Origin of the sequence: Chitinophaga sp. (assembly GCF_035564935.1) — a bacterium.
GTDB lineage: Bacteria > Bacteroidota > Bacteroidia > Chitinophagales > Chitinophagaceae > Chitinophaga.
This window is the reverse complement of sequence record NZ_DATMTE010000458.1, coordinates 1-9015: the sequence shown is the minus strand read 5'-3', so window position 1 is coordinate 9015 and position 9015 is coordinate 1. Positions and strand designations below refer to the sequence as shown.

The window sequence follows — 9015 nt, the reverse complement described above, 5'->3', positions numbered from 1 at the left end:
CCACCGCCAAACATCATTTCCCCCTTTGCAGTTACCAGGGAAGCATCTTCATTGTATTGTTTCCCCTGCAATCCGTCTTTCACATCGTAGTTGATAAAATTCAGCTTGTATACGCCATTCTCTACAGACACTACTGCATTCGAGATACCGTTGGCGGTACTCAGCCACAGGTGATGATTTTTATCTTCCCGGATACCAAGAATATTGTTATCAGGTAACCCGTCCTCCTCCCTGAACAGGGAAAAACGTTTAGTGTGCGGATTAAAAATATTCAGCCCCTCACGCGTACCAATACAGATGTATCCCCTGCTGTCTTCGATCATGGAAAGGATGTTATCATTTGCCAGGCTGTTGGGGTTATTATTATCGTGCTGGTAATGCACAAACTTCCCCGTCTTTTTTTCCAATACGTCAATCCCATTGGAAGTCCCTATCCATATATCTTTCCGGCGATCTTCCAGCAGGGTAAAAATATAGTTTGAATGAATACTTACCGAATCTTCTCTTCTTAAATGCTTAAATGTTTTTGTTTTCCGGTCAAAAATATTGATGCCGCCAGACAGTGTTCCCACCCAGATGCGATGTTCACTGTCTTCCATAATTTCATACACCCTGTTGTCGGACAGGCTATTGGTATCCTGTTCGTCATGACGGTAATGGGTAAACGTTTTTCCGTCGAAACAATCGAGTCCGCCGAGATAGGTGCCTATCCATAATTTCTGTTCATGATCGATACAAAGACTTACAATCACATTGGTGCTTAAACTATGCGGATTTGATTTATCATTTACATATGCCGTATAGGTACCTGCCTGCCGGTTAAAACGGGTAAGGCCGCCGCCATTGCTACCCAGCCACAGGTTGCCCTGTGCGTCTTCTGCGAAAGCGTTCATGTCGCTGTAGTTCAACCCGTCCGGTTGCAGCGGGTCATGACTGTACAGGGGGAATTTGAAGATATCCGGGTAATAGTAGTTGACACCTTTCTTGTAGGTACCCAACCATATCATACCGGTGGCGTCGCTATACAATGTAGTGATACTATTTTGGGTAAGGCTGTTCTGATTCCGCTCATCCATCACCAGGTGCTGCATATGAAATCCTGATTTGTTGAGCAGGTTAATACCGCCAGGGTCAGTAGCAATCCATATTTTGCCTTGTTTATCCTGCATTACAGCATTTACCACATTTGCGCTGATCCTGTTTTCCGGTGCGTCTTTATAAAAATGTTTGAACTGGTTGTGCGTGGGACTGAAATAATAAAGTCCGTCGCTGTTGCCGGTAAAGAGCCAGATATCGTGCTGGCGGTCGACGTACAACTGGTACCTGACAGGTTTCTTTTTTGCCACAGCTGCATATAAAGGGGTGGCCCTGTATACCACCTTGCGGGTACGTGTATCAAATTGTTCCACCCATCCATCCTGGTAAGCGATCCACAGGTCGCCACGTTCATCCAGTACCATATCAGCTACCGCGGTAGAATGGAGTGAAGTGCTGTCGTTTGTCACAACGCCATAAGCCTGTATCTTCCGGGGATGTTCATTCAGGATGATGATGCCATGTTCTGCATGTAAAAAATAGAATACTCCATCGGGTCCTTTCAACACCTTTTCTACCTGGTAGCCGTATACTTCAAGCGGATGCAGCAGCTTAGCCACATCATCATTAAAGCTGTCGGTTTCCGGATCATAGATGGAAAACCCCAGCTGTGTCCTGATCCAGAAGCGGTTTCCGGGCGCATCATAAATATTGGTGATAAAATTATCGTTGAGAGAAGATGTATCATTCAGCCGGTGTTTATACACTTTAAATTTAGACCCGTCAAACCGGTTGAGGCCATTTAAGGTGCCTACCCACAGGAATCCCCTGGCATCCTTGATGATGCTGGTAATCCCATTGTGCGAAAGCCCGTTGTTTACATCCAGGTGCGAGAACGCATACGATACATCCTGCGCGGTAACAGATGTACAATACATCCATAGCAACAACAGGTATTTTATACTGGTAAGTTTCATCTGGTAACGTGGATGCGATTAAAAAAGCCGGTATATCCCCGCTGCAGATGGCTGCAGCGGGGAGTATGAAAATACGATTCCTCTGTTTAAATGTATCGTATTTTCGGGTTATTCGATCACCAGTGGATTTTCCGATTCAATATCCACGGGCGCCGTACCATCAGTGCTGAATACCAGGATGCCGGTAGTAGCGGTGGCGGGCACTTTCAGCACCAGGTCCGTCACTGATCTGCTGACAAATTCCGTTACCACAGCGTCATCGTTTCCGAACGTAACGCGGGTCACCCAGTTTACAAAAGTACCTTTAATGGTGATAGTGGCTCCTTTGGCGGCGGTAGCCGGAACAGTGGTAATAGTTACCGGTACATCCAGGTTTAAAATTGTTTTCGATACCACATCGCCTTCGGGTGTTTTCAGGGTCACTACTCCTTTCTCCGTTTCCTGCGGAATGGTAATCACAATACGCTCTGCAGTTCGTTCGGTAAAGGCAGCAGCTTCCACAGTGGCGCCTTTCAGCGCTATGGCTGTTACTTTGTCAAGGCGGGCGCCTATAAAACTGATCTTATCACCAGGCTTCGATCCTGAAGGGCCAAAGCTCAGGAGTGTTACCTTATCCAGCCGGGCGGCGTTATCGTCTTTGCTGCACGACGCGAAACCCGCGGGCAGCAGGAGCAGCCATATTAAATGTTTATGCAGAATAGTTTTCATTGCAGGTGGATTAATTGCTTATTTTTTAATCACTTTTGGCACTATGCGGAAATTATCAAAAGACATATCACAGTCGAGCTCACCGGCGCCACTGAATACTATCCGTGTATAATATCCATTGGGTTGTACAGCTTGTTTGGCATAGCTGGCGGTTATTTCCTCATAGGGGATCACCACTGTTTGCCATACGCCTTTAGTGTCGTAAGGGGGCATCCAGGAGAAATCGCCCTGTTGGTCGTCTTTCACGCCCATACAAAATTTGAGTGCATTATTGTTGTATGGCTTTTTGGTATTCAGTTCAAATTTCAGGTTGTAGTTTTCCGGTTTCAGGATGGCTTCATCGGGGATATTTTTGCTGATGGGGCCCATTGCATCGGCAGGGCCGCCTGCCAGTTCCACCCACCCCCAGTTGCTGATGGGTTGTTTTACACGGATGTAATTGCCATTGATTGCTGCGGGATCATCCGGGCCGGGGTTGGATACCACGAAGGAGGCGTTCCACCATCCGGTGAAGGGGTCGCTGCTGATGAATATGTTCCGGTTATCGCGGAACCAGAAATCGGAAACAGCTTCCCCGAAATTGGTTTTAACGGTGATCTGCCCGGGCTGTGCGCCGGCCGGCACTCTTACCTTCACTTGCTTATCCGTTATTTCCACTATTTCGCCGGCGGCTCCCCCGGTGAACGTTACGCTTACCGGCGCATAGAAAAAATCGCCGGTAATAGTGGCTACATCACCGGCAGCTACATATTCACAATCCATACGGGTAACCAGCGGTTTGCTGATCTTCACCGGGAAATTATATTCGAGCTTTTTACCACTGCCAAAGAAGATCTTTATTTTATTGTCTACTTCTACCGGGATCTGCGATGGTACACTCACCAATACTACTGTGGGGGTGATATAGGGTTGTGTAAGACTGGCCTTCTGATCATTGAACCAGATTTCCCTGGCATCGCCCAGGTTTTCGCCTACAATGGCAATGAGCACGCCCTGTCCGGCTTCCACCAGCAGGGAATCTGCGGTAGCAGGATCTGTCAGGCGTACATAACTGATGCGCGGTTCCCCGTTGTTGGGAAGATTATCTTTTTTGGTGCAGGATAAAATGCCTAGGCACATCATAAAAAAGGTAATGGCGCTATATATCTTTTGCATGGGATATTATTTTTTTATAAAAACGTATAGCCTTATTTGTTATAGTAATCTACCGCAGGTTTCTTCAGGTTTGGCGCCTGGCTTAATTCTGCTGCAGGTATTGGGATCAGGAAGTTTCCATCGTTGGCAACAATTTTCCGGAAAGAGGCCCACGATGTTTTTACACATTTCCAGGAAGTGGGATCCGGCATTTTATCCGGCGCAGTAGCAAACAGGCCCCTGTCCTGTGCATTCAGGATGGCATACGTTTTTGCCTTATTGTAGTAGTGAAGCGATACCAGGTCGTACCAGGCCATTCCTTCCATGGCAAACTCCACGATACGTTCATTAAAGATCACATCGGCGGTTAGTGGCTTTTCAAAACGGGGCAAGCCGGCCCTGGTATGCACCGCATTAAAATATTCCAGCGCCGTAGCGTCGGTAGTACTGGCGCTATTGCCCAGTACGGCTTCTGCATAAATAAGATACATCTCGGATAAGCGCATCATATAGGTATCGTTACCATAGTTTTGCTGAGCTGATTGCCCACCAACATCTGCGGCCCTTCCGGTGACATATTTTTTTATACAGAGGAAGTTATTATCGCCGGTAACATAAGGGTAAATCAGCTTCGGCGTGGTACCATCCGCCAGCTTCTCTGTAATTTCCGGGTAATAAGCACCGGGCATAAAGAAGGTGGCTTTCAATCTTTGATCCAGGGTCCGGCCACTGATCAGCGTATCACCGGAATTTACAAATCCTTCATACTTGCCGATCATCCACCAGGTAGCGCTTTTATCGCCTCCCCAACCATCGCCGTTGCACATTTTGTTATCATAGTTCAGGTCGGAAGGCGCAGCATTGGAGGCGCCCCAGTCGTTTGGTGCGTATACCCATTGCAGTGAGAACATCGACTCCGTATTGTTGTCATACGGAAAGAGGAACAGATCATAGTAGCTTCTCAGCAAGGCATACTTACTTTTTGTGATCACCCGCTGGGAGAAATATTTGGCGCTATCGAGGTCCGATTGGCTGCGGGCGCCGGAGCCGTTTGCCCCGAGCCCGGACCTGGTAAGATAAAAGCGCGCAAGCATTCCTTCCGCGGTCCATTTTGTGATGCGGCCTTCACGGGCGGGTGCTTCCGGCAGGTCTTCCGCCAGGGCACGCATTTCACTGATCACAAATTTCCATACACTTTCCACGGTGTTTTTGCGGAGAGAAGTATCTGAAATCAGCTTCAGGTTATCTTCAATGATGGGCACTTCTCCCCAGTTCATCACCAGGTAACGGTAGGCCAGCGCCCTCATAAACCGGGCTTCTGCAATGGCCATTCTCTTTGCTGCGGGCGATACTTCCGGACCCGCATATTTATTGATGTTGGAAATAGTAAGATTGGACTGCCCGATCACGATAAAGAAAGACCGCCAGGATGCACCATTGGCCAATGTATTAGCCGTAGTATTAAATTCTACGTTCTCTTTGTCGTTCCACCCGGAGTAGGCAGTACCTGCACGGAAATCGCCAATACTGATAGCCGAACGTCCGTTGTAATCAGACCATACTTTACTGTATAATAATGCCGTTGCTGCCATCAGCTGATCATCTGTTTTATAAAACCCTGCATCCACAATGGCATCCTTGGGAGGGCGGCGTAAAAATTCCTTTGAGCAGGCGGTCAGTAACACAACCGGCAGCAGGATAAGGTGGTATATATTGAGTTTGTTCTTTTTCATAACCGGCAATTTTAGAAGTTAACGCTTAGGGCAAAAGTGTAGATACGGGTAAGTGGATAACGTCCGTAATCAAGTCCTATGGCTTGGTTGGCGGAGCTGGCATCTCTTCCTACATACCCGCCTACTTCCGGATCATACCCCGAGTAACCGGTGAGCGTAGCCAGGTTTTGCGCGCCAAATGTAAACCTGGCTCCTCTTACGATCTTTTGTTTTGCCAGCAGGGAGGCCGGCAAACTATAAGAGAGAGAAACATTTTTCAGTCGCAGGAAAGAACCATCTTCCACGTATCTGTCGGTAATGCGGCCATAGTTGGCATTCGGGCCATTGGATATCCTGGGGATACTTGTTCCGGGGTTCGACAATGTTACATTGCCATTTTTATCCGTTACCGGTTTGGCATAGTCTATTGCTTCTACCATCATGTTACGGCTAAGATTGATCTGGTTAGGATTGGAATTTACCCGGGCCAGGTAATTATATACATCATTGCCATAAGTACCGGTAATTAAAATGCTCAGGTCAAAACCTTTATAGGAGAAGGTGTTGGTGAAGCCGCCGAATAATTTGGGGTATGGATTCCCGATATAGGTCTGATCATTTACATCAATGATACCATCGGGTTTTCCCTGTGGACCACTTACATCTTTGAACTTTATATCTCCCACCCAGATATTATCTACGTTGGTGGGCAGGCGTTGCCCGGTGTTATCTACCGGTACGGCGCTTTTATTAATTTCATCCACCGACTGGAATATGCCTTCCTGGATATAACCGAGGAACAGCCATGGGGCCTGGCCTACCACCGACTGCTGGGTCCAGTTATCGAGCCACCAGGAAGTGCGGTTCAGTACGCCGGCATCTGTATTGAATTTCTTGATCTTTGTTTTGAAGCCCGACAGGTTGAGGCTGGATTCCCATTTAAAATCTTTAGTCCGGATATTAGTGGTGTTGATGGTTACGGCCCATCCTTTATTTTCCAGGGACCCAATGTTTACAGTGGGCGCGCCTACTGCACCAATTCCATTGGTACCCATATACCAGGGCAGGGGAATATCCATCAGCAGGTTGTTGGTATTCTTGATATAATAATCTGCCTCAATACTGATCTTATTATTCAGGAAGCCCAGGTTAATACCAATATTGTTGGTTTGAGTGGATTCCCATTGCAGTCCCGGGTTAGCATACCGCGATGTTAAAAAGCCGGTACCTGTTGGCGTGGCTGCAGCCTGCATGGGTGCATAGATTCCCGCGCTCCAGCCTGAGTTACCGGTAATACCGGTTTCAAATCTTAGTTTAAGATCGCTGATGAAAGGTACATGAAAGAAGTGTTCCCGTGAAACCCTCCACGCTGCGGAAGCTGCAGAGAAGGTGCCCCAGATATTTTCATCCCCGAAATTCGCCGAACCGTCTCTTCTTGCAGAAGCAGACAGGATATACCGATCATCGTAATTGTAATTTATTCTGCCGAGATAGGATTCCATGGCCCAGTCGCCCTGCCCGCCGGCATTGGTGGCATCAGCTGCCTCACCGGCATTCAGATCCAGGATATCGTTGGTGAGAAAGCCTTTCCTGCCACCGGTTAAATTTTTCCATTTGGATTCCTGTGCCTCATGGCTTACCATCAGGTTGATGTTGTGCTTTCCCAGTTGTTTGGAGTATTCCACCAGCTGGTTCCAGTTCCAGTAGGTACTTACATTGCTGCCATTGGTTAAACTGGCCCTGTCGTTTACCGCCCAGCCAATAGAATAGGTAGGGAGATAATTTTCTGTATTGGCAAAACCGAAATTGGTGTTAAAGGTGGTTCTGATATAAAGATCTTTGATAGGGTTGATGCTAGCGCCAATACCTCCGAGCAGCTGCCGCCTTACCGCCCTGTTGATATTCAGGTTGGCAATGGCAATAGGATTCACCGGAGTAAAGGTATTTGCGCCATTGGTAACATCGCCGCCACCCCAGGAGCCGTCCATGTTTTTCACCGGGATCTGCGGGGTGAGCAGCAACGCAGTGGAAATAATGTTTTCCTGGCTGGTGGTCAGGTTCTCTTTTGTTTGGTTAAAGCTGAGATTTGCATTCAGTGTTACCCAGTTGCGGGGTTTGTTGTCGAGGTTTAACCGGAATCCATACCTGTCGAAGCCGGAGCCGGGGGCAATCCCATCTTGTTTCAGGTATTCGCCGGACAGGTAAAAGGTAGTTTTATCCGTACCACCGCTGAGGCTCAACTGGTGTTTGCTCATGGGCGCATTCTTAAACAGTTCTTTTTGCCAATCGGTGCCTTTGCCCAACAGGGAGGGATCCTTAAATTCCGCCGGGGTATTGCCACCTGCCAGTGCGTGGTATTCATTGACCATTTGTGCATACTGGCGCAGGTCCATTACCGCCACATGCGGTGGCGGTGTTTGTATATTATACTGGAATGTATAGTCTATTTTGGTATCGCCGGCTTTACCTCTTTTGGTGGTTACGATCAACACACCGTTAGTGGCCCTGGAGCCATATAAGGCCGTAGCAGAGGGACCCTGCAGCACTTCAATATTTTCGATATCGGCGGGATTGAGGCCCGACAGCGGATTGGAGGAACTGGTTGAGCCGAAAGAGATGGCGGATCCGGGCATCTGCACTCCGTCAATTACATACAATGGTTCATTAGTGCCGTTGATGGAGTTCACGCCGCGGATGTTAACGGAAATGCCTCCGCCGGGCTGCCCGGAGTTCTGGGTGATGTACACGCCGGCAGTACGGCCCTGGATGGCTTGTTCCAATGTGGTATTTACCGTGCGGTCCATTTCTTTTGAGGTGACCGTAGTTTGCGCACTGGTGAGATTGGCGCGCTTTGCCTTACCATAGGCAACTACCACCAGTTCATCGAGCTTGCTGGTGGCTGATGTAAGCGATATGCGGATCACCTCCTCCCCGCCTACGCGGATCTCCCGGGTTTGATAACTGAGGTAAGTGACCACCAATATGTCTCCTTTTGCAGCAGCAATGGTAAATTCACCGTTAAGATTGCTGAGCGCCATTGTTTTGGTTCCTTTTACCAGCACGGTTGCCCCGGGTAATGGCTGCGATTCGCCTGTAATCACTCCCTTTACGGTGTGGGTTTGACTGTATGCCGTGAGGGAGCAGCTGATCATTAACAATGAATAGCAGAGGAAAAAACAGCATAGGGGTTTTAACCTTGTTAGAATTTTTTTCATTGATGAATGATTTGAAGATGAGGTAATAAGTGTTTCATAACGTTTGTTTTAAACATACTGTCGGTATCTGGTTGATATAAAAAGTGGAATTTTTTAAGATGGAAACTGTTCGTGTACAGGACCTGTTTTACGGCATTGATGACGCATCATAAAAGTGGTATAGGCCAACTTTATGTCTGGAATTTCTGATGAAGCTATTGTACTTCCAGGAAAATCCATATCAGCTTTGATAAC

General features: G+C 47.7%; 5 protein-coding genes. All 5 read right to left on the bottom strand.

The window, feature by feature from the left end; all coding sequences use genetic code 11:
• The coding region (locus VN105_RS11840; RefSeq protein ID WP_325641085.1) for a two-component regulator propeller domain-containing protein at positions 1-2012 on the bottom strand (2012 nt) is incomplete at its 3' end.
• A 108-nt stretch (positions 2013-2120) separates the two neighbouring features.
• A complete protein-coding gene (locus tag VN105_RS11835; RefSeq protein ID WP_325641083.1) occupies positions 2121-2720 on the bottom strand; it encodes a hypothetical protein in 600 nt (199 codons plus the stop codon).
• Between the two features lie 18 nt (positions 2721-2738).
• Positions 2739-3875, bottom strand: a complete 1137-nt coding sequence (locus VN105_RS11830) for a glycan-binding surface protein (RefSeq protein WP_325641081.1) — start codon at positions 3873-3875, stop codon at positions 2739-2741.
• Positions 3876-3907: 32 nt separating this feature from the next.
• On the bottom strand, positions 3908-5587 hold the full coding sequence (locus VN105_RS11825) for a RagB/SusD family nutrient uptake outer membrane protein (protein WP_325641079.1): 1680 nt from the start codon (positions 5585-5587) through the stop codon (positions 3908-3910).
• Between the two features lie 11 nt (positions 5588-5598).
• The gene (locus VN105_RS11820; RefSeq protein WP_325641077.1) at positions 5599-8718 is read right to left on the bottom strand and encodes a TonB-dependent receptor; all 3120 of its coding nucleotides are present in this window, start codon (positions 8716-8718) and stop codon (positions 5599-5601) included.
• Between the last annotated feature and the right edge of the window lie 297 nt (positions 8719-9015).

Bases quoted from the DNA above. Each gene is read 5' to 3' on its own strand.
- VN105_RS11835 (WP_325641083.1), bottom strand. From the start codon at position 2,720: ATGAAAACTATTCTGCATAAACATTTAATATGGCTGCTCCTGCTGCCC.
- VN105_RS11830 (WP_325641081.1), bottom strand. From the start codon at position 3,875: ATGCAAAAGATATATAGCGCCATTACCTTTTTTATGATGTGCCTAGGC.
- VN105_RS11825 (WP_325641079.1), bottom strand. From the start codon at position 5,587: ATGAAAAAGAACAAACTCAATATATACCACCTTATCCTGCTGCCGGTT.
- VN105_RS11820 (WP_325641077.1), bottom strand. From the start codon at position 8,718: ATGATCAGCTGCTCCCTCACGGCATACAGTCAAACCCACACCGTAAAG.